A 17,302-nucleotide genomic window follows, 5' to 3' on the forward strand; every position below is an offset into this window, starting at 1 on the left:
TGGTCGGCTGGGCTCAGGGTGCTAGGAACCAGACGGCTACGTTCATGGCCTGACTGGGGTCGAAGTGCTCCAGCAGGACTATGGCGTTGACCAAGGCCAGGACCAGACCAGCCAGGCACCCCAGTGTCAGCAGGCTCATGACGGCCGCTTCCGCTGCGGGGCGGCCGTCTTCATATGTCGAGGATGCGGCGGCCATGGCCACAACAGCGACCAGGCAGACCAACCAGGCGAAATCAATGGTGTAGCGCACCGAAAATCCACCCAGATAGGAGTCTGCAGCCATGACCAGGGCTGCCAGAGCCAGGGCCAAGACCAAGGCGGGCATCCATCCCCGACGCTGTAGCTCTTTTCGCACCCGGGGCAGAGCAAGAAGAGCAAGGGCCAGCGCGAGTGACGGGGTGGTGACCAGGAGCCCGCCCAGGCCAGGCTCGGTGAAGTGCCAGACCCGCATGGGAGCGGGGGAGAATTGCAAGTAGGGGAAGACCGGCAGGGTGGTCAAAGGCTGCAGCAGGTAGTAGCCAAAGATCTGAAGCAGGCCCTGGATGCCGGGATGGTAGTTGGTCAGGTCCAGGACGGTCATCTGATACCGGTTGCCGAAATCCAGCAGGGACCCGAAGCGCCAACGGTTGTACCAGAGCAGAGGGGCGGCGACCAGGAGGACCGGCAAGAGGCAGCAGGCCAGCAGGGACAGTGCCCGCCTCCGGGACATGCCAGCCGGATGGCGTCCACGCGTGAACAGGGCCTTGACGACTGCCCTTATCTCCTTGACAAACAGGGGCAGCGCCAGCAGGCCGGCAGCGAGGAAGGTGGGCCGACAGCCCAGGGTGGCGGCCACTGACAGCGATCCCAGAAAGAGCCGAGATTTGGACAGATGCCAGGGTTGGTCCCCGTCCTCCACGGTCCACATCCGTGTTGATCCACGCCCCGAACGCTCACCGGCGTTTGCAGCCTGTCGCTGAACCCGTCTGGCCCCCATCCAGAGCCAGAGCCCGGTCATGACCGCCAGCAGGGAGGCATCGAAAGGGATCGTATAGAAGTTGCGGCGGCACCAGAGGTAGACCATGCCGGATCCTCCCAGCATGGTTATAAGGGCCATGCCGACCACGGCCAGATTGACCCGTGGGAACCAGCGGGCCAGCAGGCGGATGGTAGCTAGGGCCGTCATGACGGTGGCCGTCGCGACCAGCAGGGCCGCAGCCGAACTGGTGGGCAGGGCATAGCCGCCTGGATGCACCAGGCTGGTTATCACTCGGTAGGGCAGGAAGAGCAGCAGCACTGGCAGGACACCGAAGTAGGAATACCAGTGGCCGCCCCGGTAGACGTAGTCCCAATATATGGGTTGCTGGTCCTGGGCCAGCAGCGCGTTACGGGTGGCTATGTCGAAGGGGTTGGCTGCCTGGGCCAGACCTGGCGCCTGGCCCAGATCCAGCCAGGGGCGTCCATGCAGCAGGGCCTGGGCTACGTGGTCGTACTGGTTGAAGTCGTATACGTAGGCGTTCGGCTGGTGATAGGCCATGGGAGTGAAGGTGGACAGATCGTGCTGGATGTTCCAGCAGGACCAGGCTGCCAGCGGAGCCAGAATCATGGCCAGGGCCAGATGCTGACTCGCTGAGCTTGTATCCAGCCGGGTCCGCCAGAGGACCGAGCCGGGCAGGTAGCCCAGGATCAGCGCCGCAAAACAGGCCAGCATCAGTATCCGCGCCGGGTTGAGGTCCAGGGGGACCACCTTTGCCGGGGTCATTCCGCTCAGCTGCAGCCTGGACCCGATGGGCTCCTGTATCCATAGGCGCATGGCCTGGATCCGGGCGCCGCTGGGATTCCCTCTGACGCGCAGATAGTGGCTGCGGGTCTGACCGGGGCAGATCAGTCCTCGGGTGCCCTGGATCCAACCCCTGTCGCCGGCCAGGCGCAGGTCAAGACGTACATGGATCTGCGACAGGGATGGACCCTTGATGTCTTCTGCCAGATGGGCCTGAACGAAGGATGCCTGTCCATCGGCGACAGGGACGTCCATCCAGGCCCTGGATGGATCGGTGACCTTTAGTCTTCCGCCCGGCAGTGTGGACAGCCCTGGTCCCAGCCGGTCCGGTCGGGACTGAGTGCTGTCCGTAGTCCTTGCCGAAGAGTTTGAGGAGGAAGCCGCCAGCGACTGCCAATGAGCCAGGTTGAATGCTCCCAGTTCGAGGACAAGCACAACGACAAGTGCTGCCAGGAGGCGGATGGTCGTGCCCTTGGCCGGGGTGGGGCGTCGCAGGACTGGCAGAATCATCACGGTTTTATTCTAACGGCGACATGTCGGGCTGGATTGGGACAATCGAAAGTATGTCCAAGAACGCGAAGAAGTCCCGAGGGTTCGGGGATCTGTCCGGCCTGGGCCGTTCCATTCTTTCCGCACTGGAGGGACTGGCAGGCTCCTCTCGGCCGACCACAGGGGGTCGCGGAGATCATCCCCTGAATTCTTCGGCGGCCGACATGGTCAATCTGATCAACCGGACGGGGCGTCATCCTGATGATCGTCAGATGCGCGATTTTCTGGCCTCCCACAGCCGTATTTTAGGTGTCGCTGTCAAGCGTCGGCTCTTCCCCCGCTTGCAGGGCGTGCCCGAGGGACTGACGCTGGGCTGGGTCCAGTGGCCAGATGCGCCCGGCCGCGGCTTCGCGCTGGGAGTCTTCACCGATCGTCGTCACTTTGCTCAGATCGCTCTGTCCGACGATCATGGCCGGGTTTTCATCGGCGAGCAGAGCCGGATGGACTTGCAGAACATGGAGCCTGCCTTCTTGCTGGGCCGGGAAGAGGAGGTGACCCTGGCCGACGGTCGTCGGCTGGGCCGTGATCCAGGTCAGGATTCGGGGCCGGTCCGCGCCCTGCAGGGTGCTGTAGCAGGCAGAGACGATGCTGGCCACATGCGTTGGCTGGCCTCCTGGCTGCGAGCCGATGGCCGCTATTCACTTGAGCAGCTGCGTCCACTCCTGCCTCCTGAGATGCGCCAGGACCTGGAGTACCGGGATGCCGTAGCCATTGCCTTCTTCGCCGCCTGCCTGCTGCCGCGCATCCAGGGAACCTTCACTGGGTTCGGCTCGGGTAACATCTTCTACCGGCTCAACCGGGAGGCGCCCATGGGAGCCATCCGACGCAGCGTGGGCGACATGATCCAGGCGCGCTCCCACGGGCAGCGGGTCTCCGGCTTGGAGGATCTGTTCGCCGACCTGATGCGTGAGGCTGGGGCACTCTCGCCCGTCTCGGGTCTTGAGGCCGTTCATGGGGCCGAGCCCCTGCATCTGTATGCCTCCTCTTATTCAGGGGCTTACTTCCTGAGCTGGGACAACGGTCTGGAGTTCACTGCCGCTCTGGCGGCCCTGCGCATCGAGGGTAATCTCAACAGGTTTGCCGCTGTCAGCGCCTGGCTGGAGCGCAATGCCCGGCTGGGAACGCTGCCCACTGAGGACTCGGTCAACCGTGTCCAGGCAACCCGGCTGGACCAGGCCCTTTTGGATGATCCTGCCATTGTCGCCCTGATGCGCCCGGGGGACTATCCTATTCGTTTCGACCCCCTGGAGGACGACGGGCGGACTGCTATCAACGCCATGGTTGATAAGGCTGCGGCCACCGCCGTCATGGTCCGACAACAAGCTCCCCAGGCTCTGCCGGTGCGAGCGGACGGCCAGGGCCAGGAGCCGGTGCGATCCGAGTGGGTTTACCGGCAGACGCTGTCCATGCTGGTGCGATCCCTCCGGCTGCCCTTCCGTTTCGATGTAGAGTTCAGGTCAAACCTCGCCCAAGGACAGGTGGCCCTGGCCTTCACCGCGGCAGGACGCACCATGATGCCCTCCAGCCGTTATGAGGACCAGTCAAGGGCCTGGCGGGATCTGAACGACGGTGAGCGTTCCGCCATGAGCGCTGACTACAACCTGCGCGTCGGGCTGATGATGGCTGCCCTGGCCTTTGGGGTGGATCCGTCCGTGCGCGAGGTCAGCCTTCAGATTGACTCCATCGGTCTGGAAGAGGCAGTCGACCAGCAAAACTCGGCCATCAGGACCATGATGGGACAGGCCCTGGAGGCTTTTGAGCGCATGCGTTCCGGCGAGGTGGCCCCCACTGGGTCCAAGGCTGATCCCAAGGATGGCGATGTGCATGGCGATCCCGCCAAGCCCATTGCCTCCCGGATGGCTCCTGAGCAACAAGAGGGAAGTGAAGAGGACAAGGCCGAGGATCAGGGCGAAAAGGAATCCGTGGACCGAGAGTTCAAGGATCTTATGCAGGGCGTGGACCTTGACTCTGCCGCCTTTGCAGCGCCGTCATCAGCCAATGGGTCCGATTCGGATGAGTCGACCGCCGATGATACAACGAACGACGATGTCTCGGGCGAAGACGCCTCTGCTGATCAGACTGACGACGGATCCCAGAATCCGCTCAGCGCCTTGCAGAGCAATCCGACCATTCGAAACCTGGTCTCGGTGGTCTTCAGCAGGGAACTCTTCCTCTCCCGCATCCGTTCGCAGGGTCTGAAGGATCCATGTGCCATCTACCGCTTCTTCGATGCGGCCATGCAGGTGGATTCTCAAGGCGGGCTCAAGCCCACTGAGGCTGTCTTCGACATGCGCGATGACCGCTTCAGCCCGCATGGCAGCCAGGAGGAGCCCGAGTTTTCCGAGGTGACCTTTGCCGACAAGTCCGCCAAAGCCCTGGGCGCGCATAAGGCCGTGGACCTTTCAATCCAACGGGCCGACCTGCTGCAGAGGGCTGTAGGCGGCTTCCACCAGCTGGCTTCAAACCGGACCATGACATCAGCAGCCAAGGCCCAGGAGGCTACAAGCATCATCCAGAGTATTGGCGACCCGGAGCTGGAACAGCTGGCCCCACAGGTCGCCAGCGCCATGATCGACGGCACCCCTGTTCCCGACTTTGACTTCTCCTTGTCCTCCCAGCTGGACAAGGTGCGCGTCAGGGCCCGCGATCTGCTCTTCTCCGGCGGCGCAGCCCAGGGCATACAGGTTGAGCAAGACGCTATCGCCCATCTGGATGCCGTCTTTGCGGCCGAGGGCCAGGTGCCCCGCTACTTCAATTCCTATGCCGAGCGGGTGGTCTATAACCGCCTCTTCGCTACACCGGGGGAGCGGACCCTGCTCATCCCTGACAACCTCTTCTACGCCCACCTGGAAATAGCCGACTTGCTGGCACAGCTCAAGGAGGACCAGGCAGCCCTCAAGCATCTGAACGCCATGGTGGCCTATGCGCCCGCCTACCCGCTCTCCCACCTGAAGCTGGCGGTCATGCTGGCCAACCGCGAGGACTGGGATTCGGCCCGGGCTGCCACACTGAACGCCTTGCGGGTGGCCCTGGACCGGGACGATGCCTCCTTCGCCTACTACCGCCTTGCTTATGCCTCATGGATGCGCGACGAATTCGACGTAGCTGCAGCGGCCTACCTGATGAGCGAGCACATCAGTCCCGACCGGATACCAGCCCTCAAGAACGAACTGTCTGAGCTGCAGGCCAGGGCCCGCTCCCAATGCGTGGTCCTGCCCGAAGATCACAGGCAGGCACGCCGGGTGCTGGCTGAACACGGTCTGCCGGTCTGGCCTCACACCGAGGTGGCTTCGATAGTTCGCCAGGCAGCACGCATCTGTGTGGACGGCGGGCTCTTCGTCCCGGCCCGAACATTGTCAATGGCGGCCGCAAGGATGAACGACGACGATAATGAAGGTGTTGATGTGGTACAGGCACAGTTCATGAGGTCGCTCAATGCATGACAAAACAGCTCGGGAAGATATCCAGCAATCCAGTGACGAGGGCGGGAATGCCGATTCCAGGCCCAGGCCGGGCACTGACCGATGGATAGCCTCTCTTCAACCAGACGATGCTGATGCCATGCGACTGGGGGAGCTGGACTTTGAATCCTTGGGAGCCCAGCAGGCCCAGCGCCTCTGGTCCAGGCTGGCCGCCTGGGTGGAGTCCGACCAGGTCGCCTACTATATAGACAATGCGCCGGTCTCCTCCGACGCGGCCTATGACGCCAGGATGCGCTGCCTGCAGGAGCTGGAGTCCCGCTTCCCCAGCCTGGACACTCCCCAGTCGCCGACGCACCGGGTCGGAGGGACTTTCTCCAACGACTTCGCCTCCGTCCGCCACCCCTCCCAGATGCTCAGCCTGGATGACGTCTTCAGCGTCGCCGAGCTACGCCAGTGGTATGACGGGCTGCGCAGCGAGCTCGACTGGCCGCAGGACGAGGCCCTGCCCATGACCAGCGAGGTCAAGATCGACGGCCTGGCCCTCAACCTCCTCTACCGCAACGGGGTCCTGGAGCAGGGCCTGACCAGGGGGGACGGGGTGACCGGTGAGGACATTACCCTCAACGTCAGGACCATTTCGAGCATTCCGCAGAACCTGTCCGGGCCGGCCCGCGACATCCCCGAATTCGTGGAGGTCCGCGGCGAGGTCTTCATGCGGTTCGACGACTTCAACGCCTTGAACGAGCAACAGGAGCAGGAGGGCAAGGCGCCCTTCGCCAACCCCCGCAACGCCGCCGCCGGATCCCTGAGGCAGAAGGATCCGCGCATCACTGCCAGCCGCCGTCTGAGCTTCTACGCCCATGGCCTTGGCTCTCTGAGGTGGGGGCCAGCCCATCCCAAGGGGACTCATGACGAGGTCATCGACCAGTCCCAGGCCTACGACCTCTATAAGCAGTGGGGGATTCCGGTCTCCCCCCACAACCGGGTCGTCACGTCCTTCGACCAGATCCTGGACATGATCGACTATTACGGCCAGCACCGCAACGACATCGAGCACGCCTTGGACGGCATCGTGGTCAAGCTGCAGGACCGGGATCTTCAGCGCAGGCTGGGCGCCACCTCCCGTGCCCCCCGCTGGGCCGTGGCCTACAAGTACCCTCCGGAGGAGGTCAATACCCGGCTTCTGGACATCACCGTCCAGGTGGGCCGAACCGGGCGGATTACCCCGGTGGCGGTTCTCACCCCGGTCACCGTGGCCGGTTCCACGGTCTCCAGGACCACCCTCCACAACGCTTCCGAGGTCAAGCGCAAGGGCATTCTGATCGGGGACACGGTCGTGGTCCGCAAGGCGGGCGATGTGATTCCCGAGCTGGTCGGACCGGTCGTCGAGGCCAGGAAGGGGCGCGAGAAGGACCTGAGACCCTTCGTCATGCCCGAGATCTGCCCCAGCTGTGGCGCCCGTCTGGCTCCGGCCAAGGAGGGCGATGTGGACATCCGCTGCCCCAATGTGGAGTCCTGCCCGGCCCAGCTGACCGAGCGGATCATCCACATGGCTTCGCGCAAAGCCCTGGATATCGAACATCTGGGGGAGCAGAGCGCCATAGCCTTGACCAATCCCGATGAGAACCGGCCCGATTCCGTTGAGGTCTATGCTCCTGGCCTGCGTGAGGTTCTGGTTGACCAAGGCGGCCAGGCAGCCCCCTACCAGCCGGATCCGGATCTGAAGCTTCCGCCTCGGCAGGATTCTGTCCTGACCAGCGAGGCAGGCCTCTTCGACCTGAAGGCGGAGGATCTGCGCCAGGTTTATGTCTGGCGCGAGGTCCCCCTGATGGAGCAGGCGGAAGTCGAAGGTCGGCAGGGACGAGCTGCGATCAAGCGCCGGACTGGCGGCAGCGGCCTGTGGTACCGTGTGCCTGCCTTCTACAACCTGCCCAAGGGCGATCAGGCAGGCCACGGCGAACGGGCCATGAACAGCCATGAGACCCAGGCTCAGGAGGCTGCACTGGGCAGTGCTGATGCCCAACCCTCCAGGAACACCCTGCAGATGCTCGAAGAGATCGACAAGGCCAGGCATGCCGACCTGTGGAGGGTTCTGGTGGCCCTATCCATCCGGCACCTGGGACCGACCTCGGCCCGGGCCATAGCCACCCGCTTCCCGTCTCTCGAGGCGGTGGAGGAGGCCAGCGTGGAGGACTTGTCCGAGCTGGACGGCGTGGGCCCCGAGATCGCGCACTCCATCCACGACTGGTTCCAGGGCGCCCGACAGCCCAACGACTGGCGCGGGCGCATCCTGGATTCCTGGCAGGCCGCCGGGGTGGGTGCTCACGTCGAACGCAGCACCAAGCCGCAGACCCTGAAAGGCATGACCGTGGTGGTCACCGGCAGCCTGGAGGACTTCTCCAGGGACTCTGCCAAGGAGGCCATCGTGGAGCGCGGCGGCAAGGCCTCCGGATCCGTCAGTAAAAGGACCACCTATGTGGTTGTGGGTGCCAACCCGGGCTCCAAGGCCGACAAGGCTGAGAGTCTGGGCCTGCCGATCCTGGACGAGGCGGGCTTCCATCGCTTGCTTGATACCGGCGATCCCAACCCAGCACAAGGCTGATTGTGACATTCGCAATATCCGACCAGCCGCGCCCTGGCAGCGGATGGCTGGGCGCGATATGGTGACGGCATGGAACAAGCAGAGCATGGCAAGGAAAGGACCCGGAATCTAGAGGAACTGCCTCGAAGAATCAAGGGGGAGGTCTATGAGCGGCTCAGTCGGGTCATTGATCCGGAACTGGGCCGATCCATTACTGATCTGGGCATGATCACCGACATCATTGTCGAGCCAGCCAGGGATGCCCAAGCCGACTACGAGGTGACCGTGCGGGTGGAGCTGACCATCAAGGGATGCCCATTGTCGACCACTATTACCAACCAGATCAATGGAACCGTGACCTCATATCCGCGAGCCCGGCTGCGCCCGCATATCGATGTCTCCTCGATGAGCCGGGAGAAGCTGGACAACCTGGTAGCCGACCTCAAGGCGGCCCGGCGCAGCAATCCCTTTTCCAAGCCTGGCGTGGGCACCCGCATCTTTGCCATCGCCTCGGGCAAGGGCGGCGTGGGCAAGTCCTCGGTGACCGTCAATCTTGCTGCCACCTTGGCTGCCCTGGGCTATGACACGGCCGCCATTGACGCGGACATCTACGGATTCTCCCTGCCTGGGCTCTTCGGCGTGCGCAATCGGCCTACCAATCTGCATGGCATGTTGATGCCGGTCACCGCCTGGGGGGTCAAGCTGATCTCCATCGGCATGTTCGCCGGGTCGGACCGGGCCATCCTCTGGAGGGGTCCGCGCCTGCAGCGCTCGCTGGAACAGTTCCTCTCTGATGTCTGGTGGGGCGACCCCGATGTGCTTCTGCTGGATCTGGCCCCAGGCACCGGAGACATGGCCCTGTCCGTGGCCCAGGCCCTGCCCAACAGCCGGCTGATCGTGGTCACCACCCCCCAGCCATCGGCCTCGCAGGTGGCTGTTCGCTCAGGTCTGGTGGCCCTGCAGCTGCCCACTAAAGTCCAGGGTGTGATCGAAAACATGTCCTGGTACGAGCACAATGGCGAACGGCTTCGCATCTTCGGTCAGGGAGGCGGCCAGCGTGTGGCCGACCAGCTGACCCGTGACCTGGGATATCAGGTGCCCCTGCTGGAGCAGCTGCCCCTGCAGACCGACCTGCGCGAGTCTGGAGAGTCCGGGCGACCGGCTGTACTCAGACCGGATGGATCCCTGGATGACTCTCCGCTGACCAAACGGTTTGTGGACCTGGCCAAGACCTTGATGGCGGGTTCGGAGCCTGGCGATGCCCGTCGGGCTGCCGGCGAAGACTGACTTTAAATGAGGACTGGCAACTGCGGATCTGCCTTCTTGGACGCCTTTCGAATCTGCCCCTTCCGAAGTTTTGCCCGGCGTCGTGCCTTGCCTGAGATTAGATGGCGGCCGGGCTCTTCTGGCTGGTGATCTGCCGCGATGGGATGGCCAGGAACCAGGGCACTGCCAGCACGACCAGGCCAATGGCACACATGGCCAGGAAGGGGATGACCTCATGTCCGGCCAGGATGTAGGAGGCGAACATGGGTCCTACGATGTAGCCCAGGGAGGCAGCTGTGTTGAGCAGGCCGAACATGCGTCCGCTAAATGATGGCCCGGCCAGCTCGGCGGCCACCACCGGCTGGGAGATGCCCATCATGACCTCGCCCAGTCCGAAAATGGTGATGCCCAGGGAGGCTATGCTCAGGGCGCCGGGGGTGGAATCCAGGCGCAGGCCAAGGACGATGATCACCCAGGCCGCAGCCCAGAAGACCGGCACGGTGCGCAGCAGGCGCACGTGGTTGGCGTTCTTGAGCCGGGGCAGCAGCACGATATTCATGATGACCACTGAGAAAGTGTTGACCACGTCCACCACCGAAAGGGACCAGCGGGGGATGTGCGGATCCGAAATCAGGGTGGTGACCAGACCGGCGTCAAACTGAGAGTAGCCGAAAAGGTCCATGAAGAAGGTGCCTAGGGTCAGCAGGGCCATGGAGGCCAGCACCCTGGTCAGTGAGCTGGTTCGCCCTCCGAAGGTGCCGTTGATGGCCATGCTTTCTTTGTTGTCCGACTGCTTAGCCTGCAGAGCGCCCGTGGCCCCTGCGGATTCCTGGACGGCCTCCCGCTCTGCCTTGGCCTTGAGTTCAGCCGTCAGCCGACGCAGCTGCCAGTGGCGTTCGATGACCAACAGGGACAGGCTGAGCAGGACGAATCCCAGAGCCCTGCCGCCGAAGCCAATGCGGTAAAGGAAGTCCTGGCCGCCGGCGGCCAGCAGTCCGCCCACGGCCGCTCCAAGGCCGATGCCCAGGTTGAGCTCGGCTTGGTTTATTCCGTAGACGATCCGGTGTTGCTCCCGGGTGGAGATCTGCGTCAGAATGCTTGCCCAGGAGGTCTGCATACCCATCCCCAGGCCCGAGACGAAGGCTCCCGCCACTGCTGCCCGGTAGTCGTGGGCCACGGTGAAGATCAGGGGGCCGATGACCGAAAAGATCATGGCCGTATGCATGGCCAGCCAGGAGGAGCGGCGATCAGAGACCCATCCGATGATGGGATTGGAAATAAGGGATCCCACCGAGCTGATAGTTACCAGGAGGGCGGCCTCGCTCATGGTGGCGCCCAGGGAATGGGTGGCAAAGAGCAGCTCGATGGGCATGACCAGGCCGATGCCGAAGTTGCACATGAGGTCCACGATGAGCATGGCTCGCAGATATACGGGCAACTCCATGAACTCACGCAGCCAGCGCATCGGTCTACACCTCCATCGGATCCGTTTTTCATACCTGCCTTTCATTCTGGCCTGACCGCTGCCGGAGGGCCGGAGCTGGCGTGTTGCCATCAATTGGCGGATGCCGATGGTCGTGATAATACAAACAGGCCTGACCTTTCAGCAGGAAGGATCAGGCCCTATGCGACCTGGCTGGTCAGCCAGCCTTAGTCGGCATGAGAACTCAGATGTGGAAGTAGAGCTCGTACTCCAGAGGGGTGGGGGCCAGACGGGTCTGGTCCAACTCGCCGCGCTTCAAGTCCAGCCAGGTCTGGATCAGGTCGTCGGTGAAGACATCGCCCTCGCTGAGGAAGTCATGGTCCTCCTCCAAGGCATTCAGCGCCTCCTCCAGGGAGCCGGGTACCTGCTTGATCTGGGCATGCTCCTCCGGAGGCAGCTCATAGAGGTCCTTGTCGATCGGGGCCGGAGGCTCGGTGTGGTTGAGGATGCCGTCCAGCCCTGCCATCAGCTGGGCCGAGAAGGCCAGGAAGGGGTTGCAGGAGGGGTCGGGGGCGCGGAACTCGATCCGCTTGGCAGCCGGCGAGGTGCCGGCCAGAGGGATGCGGATGGCCGCCGAACGGTTTCGCGCCGAGTAGACCAGGTTGACCGGGGCCTCGTAGCCGGGCACCAGCCGCTTGTAGGAGTTGGTGGAGGGGTTGGTGAAGGCCAGAACGGACGAGGCATGCTCGATCAGGCCGCCCACGTACCAGCGGGCGATGTCGGAGAGTCCGCCATAGCCATTCTCGTCATAGAAGAGGGGCTTGCCATCCTTCCAGAGGGACTGATGGCAGTGCATGCCAGTCCCGTTGTCACCGGCGATGGGCTTGGGCATGAAGGTGGCCGCCTTGCCGGCCAGGGCAGCGGTTTCGTGAACCACGTACTTGTACTTCATCAGGTCGTCGCCAGCGTGCAGCAGGGTGTTGAAGCGATAGTTGATCTCCTGCTGGCCGGCGCCGCCCACCTCGTGATGGGAGCGTTCCAGGATCAGGCCCACCTTCTGCAGGTTGGCCACCATGTCGTCGCGCAGATCCTGGTAGTGATCGATGGGCGGCACGGGGAAGTAGCCCCTCTTGACCCGGTTCTTGAAACCGATGTTGTCGGAGCCGTCTTCCTCGACATCCACGCCCGAGTTCCAAGGGGCCTCGATGGAGTCGACCTCGTAGAAGGAGCGCTGCATGCTGTTCTCGAAGCGGACCTTGTCGAAGATGAAGAACTCAGCCTCAGGAGCAAAGGATGCCGTGTCGGCGATGCCGGTGGAGCGAAGATAGGCCTCAGCCTTGGAGGCGATCTGCCGGGGGTCGCGCGAGTATGGCTCGTCGGTCACCGGGTCCACGATGGAGAATGCCACGTTCAAAGTGCGGTGGCGGCGGAATGGATCCAGATAGGCTGTTTCAGGGTCTGGAATCAGCTTCATATCGGATTCGTTGATGGCTTGGAATCCTTGGACGGAGGAGCCGTCGAAGGCCATGCCGTCAGTGAAAGCGTCTTTCAGGAATTCACTGGCGGGCACGGTGAAGTGCTGTTGTACCCCGATCAGGTCCGTGAACCTGACTGAGACATATTCCACGCCCTCCTGGTTGATCAGAGCTTCGCAATCGGCCTTTGATTTCAGTTCTTTCACTGAACTGCTCCTTTCCTGAAAACCGTAACATCCAGTCTAGGGGACCGGTTTTTCGGCAATGCGCCGTTGAGGTTACAGGGGTGTTTCATGCGAAGGTCCCAGCGCCTCCTTGGAGGAGATGCCGGGACCTTCGCAACAGTCAGCGCCCACGCATGGCCTTGCGACTGACGCGTATCTTGGTCGGATCAATGCCCTTGGGCATTCCCAGTGCATTCTGCCGCTTTTGCAGGGTGACCAGCCTGTCGTTCAGGGTCTCCAGCTCGGTGGCGGTCAGCTTGATCTTCTTTTTGACCACGGTGCGCTGGAGCTTGTTCAGCGGAACCTGGTCGGGGCCGTGACCCACGCTGATCCGGTAGATCGGGATGGCGGACCCGCGGGTGATGCGGCGGATCTTCTCCTCCTCGCGGTTCATGGCCTTGTTGACGCGGTTGTAGTCGCCCTCGGCTATCAGATAGACCCCGGTGCGGCCGGTGCCCCTCCAGACGGCATCCTTGGTCTTGGCATCAATCCAGACGGGTTCCTGGGGGAAGGAGAAGCCTGCCTTGGAGATGCTGCTCAGCACGGCGGCGGCAGCGCCAGGACGGCCCTCCATCTTAGCGTAGCCTACCCGGTCAGAGCGCCTTGTCAGGGTCATGGTGGCCAGAAGCAGGCCGACCATGATGCCCAGGAGCACGGTAAGAATCCAGGACAGCCAGCCAAAGTGAACCAGCAGGCAGATCACCACTGCTATCAGTGTGGGCACCAGAATGGCCGCGGCCAGCAGCCAGGGAAGGGCCTTGTCCTCTTCGTAAGTGAATCGGTAGATCTTGACGATCTGGCTGATCGTGCTGGTCTTCTTTTTTGCTTTTTTGCCCTTGGTGTCCTCTGTAGCCATGCCATCCTCACTTGGAAACGTTCGCTGGTTGACCAGTCTACCGCATGCCTACCGCATATTCAGAGGTCTGCCATCAGCCTTAAGCAGGGCCTCTCCAATGGCTTCGGAGAACGTGGGATGTGGGTGAATGAGCCCGGCCGCCCGGTGCAAGGGGATCTGGTTGCCCACCAGCTGCTGGGCTTCAGCGATGTTCTCGGATGCCTGGGGGGAGACCACCTCCAGACCGACCACCATCTGCTTCTCCAGATCAGTGGCTTGGCAGGCTGTGATCAGGCTGAGGGTGCCCTGCAGGCCGCTCATGCGCATGCGCGAGTTGGCCATCATGGGGTAGATGGTCTCCTTGACCTGGTTCAGCGATGGATCCTCCTCGGCCTCCTGGCGGCTGAAGCCCACAGCTGCTGCCTGGGGGGAGGAGAAGACCACGCGGGGAATGGTGGCCTCGTTGACGGGTTCAGGATCCAGGCCAGAGGCGGCATCGGCCAGGGTTATGCCCTGCTGGAAGGCCCTGTGGGCCAGATGGTGACCTGGGGTGATGTCACCCAGGGCCCAGACACGGTCACGGCTGGTGCGCCCCTGGGAGTCAGTCAGAACCTGGCCATGCTCGTCCAGGTCGATGCCCAGCTCTTTCATATGCTTGGGGTTGGTATTGGGATCTCTGCCGATGGCCACCAGTACCAGATCAGTCTCGATCGCTCCCGCATGGCCCTTGTCGTCGGACGGCTGGTAGTCGACCTGAATGCCCCCGTCTGCGGGCAGACGGTGCCCTCCCGAGCAGCGGGCATGGGTGATGATCTGAATCCCCTGACGCTCCAGCTCCCGAGTCATGATCTGGCCTGTTCGCCGACCCCAGTGGGAGAGCACCCGGTCATGTCTGATCATCAGGGTCACCTGGCAGCCGGCTTGGTTCCAGATAGTGGCGAATTCCAGGGCCACCGCACCTGAACCGATAATCAGCGCCCGGTGGGGGAAGGGCTTGAGTGCTAGAGCCCGGTCGGTGTCGATGACAAGATCATCGAAAGGGAGTTCTTCCAGGGCTCTGGCATGAGACCCAGTGGCCAGGATCGTGTCGCAGGTAGTCAGACGGGTTCGATTGCCGTCAGCAGCGGCCACCTCCACCAGGCCGTCACCGACAATGGTGCCGTGGCCGTGCACCACGGTGATGCCACGCTGCTTGAGCAGGTTTGACAGACCGCCGGTCATGGCATCGACCATCCGGTCCTGATAGTCCTGAAGCTTCTGATAATCGATGTTGGCCGACTCGATATTGATCCCCATGGCTGCCCCAAGGCTAGCCTGTTCCAGAACCTGGGTGGCTGTCAGCAGGGCCTTGGTAGGGATGCATCCGCGGTTCAGGCAGACGCCGCCAACAACAGGGTCCTGCTCAACCAAGGCCACACGTCCGCCCAGCTCTGCCGTGCGAAGGGCCGTGGCATAGCCGCCTGGGCCGGATCCGATGATGATGGTGTCGTACTGGCGGCTGTCGGCATCCCATGGGTCAAGAGACTTTGTAGCGGGTTGGTTGATCGATTGCTGCATAACAACACATGCTAGCCGTACCGGCTGGGAGAATGAAGACCATTGGCATAATGCGGAGTGAATACGGAGACCGCCCGGAACCCTAGGGGCACCGGGCGGGTTAACCGACCCGCCGGCCGGCGGGCAAGGACGATTGCTCGTCAGTCGGGCCAGTGCCCCCGCTTGCTCTGCTTAGGCTTGGGAACCCGCCAGCGCCGGACCATCATGGCCCGTTGCCAGGCGTAGGAGGCCGATCGTGAACCCTTGGCCACCGAGCGTTCGCCGAACTTGCCGATCAGCAGGCCCTTGAGCTTGCGCCACATCAGCCAGGTGTCGATCAGGGCCACGATCAGGTAGCCATAGAGAAGGACGGTCACCACCATGGTGAAGGCAGCATAATGCTGCGGACCCACGAACATGCCCATCAGGGTGGCCACGAACATAAGAATGATGGCCGGGAAGATCCATTCCAGCAGATTGAAGCGGGCATCCACATAGTCGCGGATGTAGATTCTCCAAGGCAGGCGCTCCGATTTGGGCATGTGGTTGATATCGCCGGTCCTCATGGCCTCGTACTGAGCATCCTCACGGGCTCGGATCCGGGCCTTGGCAGCCTTGCGCGAGGCCTTGCGGTCCTTGGGGACCAGCGGGCGCAGGTTCCTGGCCTCGGCCTGCTTGCGCTTGGGTGTAGGGCGTCCCTTGCCCCGTACCTCTTCAGCGGAGGCCGTCTGGTCCGCCTCCGCCTCTTTGTCCCGTCGATCCTTGCGTGAGAAGGGGTTCCATGTCATGCGAACAGGTTACGGTGACGCCTAGACTCGCAAGCACTGATTCACAAGCAATTATAGGAGGTAGTGATGGCGGAACTGGGCCTGGAGACGATCCGTACCCGTGTGCAAGACGATAGGAGCCGGATCGTCGATCTGCTCAAGGGCAAGATCGCTTTGGCTTCGGTTTCAGCCAAGGGAATCACCGGGGATCACATGCGGCGCTCGGCCGACTATGTGGCCGGACAGCTTAGGCAGGTGGGTGTGGATGCCCGCGTAGTTCAGGCCACCAACCCTGACGGGACTCCGGGCGCCTTTGAGGTCATCGGATCCCGGCAGGTGGACGATAAGGCCCCGACCGTCCTGCTCTATGCCCATCATGATGTGCAGCCGGTGCCCGATTCCTCCCAGTGGTCCACTGACCCCTTTACCGGCGTGGAAAAGGAGGGGCGGCTCTACGGACGCGGATCAGCCGACGACGGCGGTGGCATTGCCATCCACTCGGGTGCTCTGCATGCCTTGGACAAGGACCTGCGCGTCAATGTCAAGGTCTTCATCGAGGGGGAGGAGGAGATGGGCTCGCGCAGCTTTATTCCGTTCCTCCAGGCTCATCGGGATGACTTCGCCTCGGATCTGATCATCGTGGCCGATTCGGGCAACTGGTCGGCAGACACTCCAAGCCTGACCACATCTCTGCGGGGGAATGCAGACCTGGATGTCACGGTCACAGTTCTGGAGCATCCAGTCCACTCCGGGCAGTTCGGCGGGCCTATCCTAGATGCCAATACCCTGGCTGCCATGCTGATTGCCTCCATGTATGACGACCAGGGTCAGCTGGCGGTGCCCGGCCTGGAGGGCGGACAGCCCATCGGCGGTCTGCAGCGTGACCTGGACCAGGCCCAGCTGCGTGCGGATGCCGGTGTTGTGGACTCCTACCGACTGGCCGGAACCGACTCCCTGGCCTCCAGGCTCTGGACCAAGCCGGCGGCGGCGGTGATCGGCTTCGATGCCCATCCAGTAAAAGGCTCCTTCAACGTGTTGGCCGACAAGACCCGCTTCCGCATTTCGCTGCGTACCGCGCCCACCCAGCGGCCTGAGCAGGCCGCGCAGGCCCTGGCCGATTTTTTGATTGCTCATGCCCCTCATGGGGCCAGGGTAGAGGTCGCCCCCAGCGACATGGGCATGGGATGGGCCATGGATGCCGACAGCCCGGTGGTTCGGCAGGCTGAGGAGTCCATGCGGCAGGCCTTCGGGCGTGACCCGGTCAACAAGGGCGAGGGCGGATCCATCCCCTTCATCCCCGAGCTCAAGCGGCTCTTCCCTGAGGCCCAGGTCCTGGTGACCGGCCCTGAGGATCCCCAGTCCAACGCGCACAGTCCGAACGAGTCCATTTCCCTGCAGGGGCTGGTCGACAACATCATCACCGAGGCCCTCCTGCTGGATTCCCTTGACCATCGTATGTTCTAGA

10 protein-coding genes are annotated in these 17,302 nt (G+C 62.9%); 4 read left to right on the plus strand and 6 right to left on the minus strand.

What is annotated here, in order from left to right; genetic code table 11:
* Positions 1–13: 13 nt before the first annotated feature.
* Entirely contained in the window at positions 14–2,269 is a 2,256-nt protein-coding gene (locus J3T95_RS00965; RefSeq protein WP_267450084.1) for a hypothetical protein, read from the minus strand.
* A gap of 203 nt (positions 2,270–2,472) precedes the next feature.
* Here J3T95_RS00965 and J3T95_RS00970 point away from each other — a divergent pair, with 203 nt between their 5' ends.
* From J3T95_RS00970 to J3T95_RS00980, 3 genes are all read left to right on the plus strand, one after another.
* Positions 2,473–5,751, plus strand: coding sequence for a tetratricopeptide repeat protein (locus tag J3T95_RS00970; RefSeq protein ID WP_416378738.1), 3,279 nt, complete (start codon positions 2,473–2,475; stop codon positions 5,749–5,751).
* On the plus strand, positions 5,744–8,332 hold the full coding sequence (gene ligA, locus J3T95_RS00975) for an NAD-dependent DNA ligase LigA (RefSeq protein WP_267450086.1): 2,589 nt from the start codon (positions 5,744–5,746) through the stop codon (positions 8,330–8,332). Before J3T95_RS00970 ends, ligA begins: the two co-directional genes overlap by 8 nt.
* 69 nt (positions 8,333–8,401) lie before the next feature.
* On the plus strand, positions 8,402–9,598 hold the full coding sequence (locus tag J3T95_RS00980) for an Mrp/NBP35 family ATP-binding protein (RefSeq protein ID WP_267450087.1): 1,197 nt from the start codon (positions 8,402–8,404) through the stop codon (positions 9,596–9,598).
* 97 nt (positions 9,599–9,695) lie between these two features.
* On the opposite strand, the gene J3T95_RS00985 is transcribed toward J3T95_RS00980, so the two are convergent.
* The 5 genes from J3T95_RS00985 to J3T95_RS01005 all read right to left on the minus strand — a co-directional run bounded on the left by J3T95_RS00985 (position 9,696) and on the right by J3T95_RS01005 (position 15,858).
* On the minus strand, positions 9,696–11,042 hold the full coding sequence (locus J3T95_RS00985; protein ID WP_267450088.1) for an MFS transporter: 1,347 nt from the start codon (positions 11,040–11,042) through the stop codon (positions 9,696–9,698).
* Between the two features lie 202 nt (positions 11,043–11,244).
* On the minus strand, positions 11,245–12,681 hold the full coding sequence (glnA, locus tag J3T95_RS00990) for a type I glutamate--ammonia ligase (protein ID WP_220236038.1): 1,437 nt from the start codon (positions 12,679–12,681) through the stop codon (positions 11,245–11,247).
* A gap of 139 nt (positions 12,682–12,820) precedes the next feature.
* Positions 12,821–13,555: a DUF4191 domain-containing protein gene (locus J3T95_RS00995; RefSeq protein WP_220236037.1), complete on the minus strand. Its 735-nt coding sequence runs from the start codon at positions 13,553–13,555 to the stop codon at positions 12,821–12,823.
* Between the two features lie 48 nt (positions 13,556–13,603).
* Positions 13,604–15,091, minus strand: coding sequence for a dihydrolipoyl dehydrogenase family protein (locus J3T95_RS01000; RefSeq protein ID WP_267450089.1), 1,488 nt, complete (start codon positions 15,089–15,091; stop codon positions 13,604–13,606).
* Positions 15,092–15,231: 140 nt separating this feature from the next.
* The gene (locus J3T95_RS01005; RefSeq protein ID WP_267450090.1) at positions 15,232–15,858 is read right to left on the minus strand and encodes a DUF3043 domain-containing protein; all 627 of its coding nucleotides are present in this window, start codon (positions 15,856–15,858) and stop codon (positions 15,232–15,234) included.
* 66 nt (positions 15,859–15,924) lie between these two features.
* Here J3T95_RS01005 and J3T95_RS01010 point away from each other — a divergent pair, with 66 nt between their 5' ends.
* A complete protein-coding gene (locus J3T95_RS01010; protein WP_220237432.1) occupies positions 15,925–17,301 on the plus strand; it encodes a dipeptidase in 1,377 nt (458 codons plus the stop codon).
* The last annotated feature ends 1 nt before the right edge of the window (position 17,302 follow it).

The organism is Bifidobacterium sp. B4079, from assembly GCF_026537385.1.
Taxonomy (GTDB): Bacteria; Actinomycetota; Actinomycetes; order Actinomycetales; family Bifidobacteriaceae; genus Bombiscardovia; species Bombiscardovia asteroides_I.

Bases quoted from the DNA above. Each gene is read 5' to 3' on its own strand.
- J3T95_RS01005 (WP_267450090.1), bottom strand. From the start codon at position 15,858: ATGACATGGAACCCCTTCTCACGCAAGGATCGACGGGACAAAGAGGCG.
- J3T95_RS01000 (WP_267450089.1), bottom strand. From the start codon at position 15,091: ATGCAGCAATCGATCAACCAACCCGCTACAAAGTCTCTTGACCCATGG.
- J3T95_RS00985 (WP_267450088.1), bottom strand. From the start codon at position 11,042: ATGCGCTGGCTGCGTGAGTTCATGGAGTTGCCCGTATATCTGCGAGCC.
- J3T95_RS00970 (WP_416378738.1), top strand. From the start codon at position 2,473: ATGGTCAATCTGATCAACCGGACGGGGCGTCATCCTGATGATCGTCAG.
- J3T95_RS01010 (WP_220237432.1), top strand. From the start codon at position 15,925: ATGGCGGAACTGGGCCTGGAGACGATCCGTACCCGTGTGCAAGACGAT.
- J3T95_RS00965 (WP_267450084.1), bottom strand. From the start codon at position 2,269: ATGATTCTGCCAGTCCTGCGACGCCCCACCCCGGCCAAGGGCACGACC.
- J3T95_RS00980 (WP_267450087.1), top strand. From the start codon at position 8,402: ATGGAACAAGCAGAGCATGGCAAGGAAAGGACCCGGAATCTAGAGGAA.
- ligA (WP_267450086.1), top strand. From the start codon at position 5,744: ATGCATGACAAAACAGCTCGGGAAGATATCCAGCAATCCAGTGACGAG.
- J3T95_RS00995 (WP_220236037.1), bottom strand. From the start codon at position 13,555: ATGGCTACAGAGGACACCAAGGGCAAAAAAGCAAAAAAGAAGACCAGC.